This window comes from Streptomyces silvisoli (assembly GCF_029269905.1).
Lineage (GTDB): Bacteria > Actinomycetota > Actinomycetes > Streptomycetales > Streptomycetaceae > Streptantibioticus_A > Streptantibioticus_A silvisoli_A.
Genome location: NZ_JARJBC010000076.1, coordinates 1 through 816 on the forward strand (window position 1 = coordinate 1; position 816 = coordinate 816).

The 816-nt window shown below is 63.8% G+C and carries 1 protein-coding gene; it reads left to right on the forward strand.

The genetic code is table 11. The features are described from left to right. On the forward strand, positions 1–816 hold an 816-nt coding region (locus tag P3G67_RS35775; protein WP_276097244.1), incomplete at both ends, for an acyltransferase domain-containing protein.

Consider the following 816-nt stretch of genomic DNA (forward strand, 5'->3'; position numbering starts at 1 on the left):
TGTCCGTGGCCGTGATCAACGGCCCGGCATCAACGGTGGTCGCGGGCGAGTCTGATGCTTTGGACCTGTTGCTGGCTCACTGTCGTGATCGGGAGGTCCAGGCGCGTCGGATTGCGGTGGATTACGCGTCACACTCCGCGTTGGTGGAGCCGCTTGAGCAGCGTTTGCTGGCGGACTTGGCGCCGATCAGTCCTCGGTCGACCGGAGTGCCGGTGTATTCGTCGGTGACCGGAGAGTTGATGGACACCGCGTCGTGGGGCGCGGAGTACTGGTACCGCAATCTGCGGAATACGGTGTTGTTCGAGAAGGCTCTCACGGCTGCTTTGGACGCCGGTGCCAGCACGGTGGTTGAGGTCAGTCCGCATCCGGTGCTGCTTCCCGCGGTCCAGGACATTGTGGACCAACACGAGGACCCCGCGACGGCGGTGGGCACGTTGCGTCGTGGTGAGGGAAACCTCCACCAGATGGTGTCGGCCGTGGCACAGGTGTATGCGGATGGCGTTGCTGTTGACTGGGCTGGGGTTTTTGCTGGTTGTGGTGCTGTGCGGGTGGGGTTGCCGACGTATGCGTTCCAGCGGCAGCGTTTCTGGCCTGAGGCGACCAGTGGGCCGACCGATGTGGCTGCGGCGGGGTTGAGTTCGGCTGAGCATCCGTTGCTTGGGGCGATGTTGTCGTTGCCGCAGACGGATGGTGTGGTGTTCACCAGTCGTCTGTCGCTGCGCACGCACCCGTGGTTGGCGGACTACGCGGTGCAGGGTTCGGTGGTGTTCGCTGGCACTGGGTATGTCGAGTTGGCTATCCGTGCTGGTGACAGTG